A 398-nucleotide genomic window follows, 5' to 3' on the forward strand; every position below is an offset into this window, starting at 1 on the left:
TGAGTCACTAAGTGCCTCGACGAGCGAATCGCTTAGTGCTTCGACCAGCGAATCCTTGAGTGCTTCAACCAGCGAATCACTAAGCGCCTCGACGAGTGAATCCCTCAGTGCTTCGACGAGCGAATCCTTGAGTGCTTCAACCAGTGAATCACTAAGTGCCTCAACGAGTGAATCGCTCAGCGCATCCACCAGCGAATCGTTGAGTGCCTCGACGAGTGAATCCCTCAGTGCTTCCACGAGTGAATCCTTAAGTGCCTCGACGAGCGAATCACTAAGTGCCTCACTAAGTGTATCAACTAGTGAGTCCTTAAGTGCTTCCACGAGTGAATCGTTGAGTGCATCGACAAGTGAATCCTTGAGTGCTTCGATGAGCGAATCCTTGAGTGCTTCGACAAGTG

Annotated in this window: 1 protein-coding gene; it reads left to right on the plus strand. The window is 51.0% G+C overall.

The window, feature by feature from the left end:
• The coding region (locus tag FC60_RS09440; protein ID WP_191978597.1) for a hypothetical protein at window positions 1-398 on the plus strand (398 nt) is incomplete at both ends.

Source organism: Limosilactobacillus gastricus DSM 16045, assembly GCF_001434365.1.
Lineage (GTDB): Bacteria > Bacillota > Bacilli > Lactobacillales > Lactobacillaceae > Limosilactobacillus > Limosilactobacillus gastricus.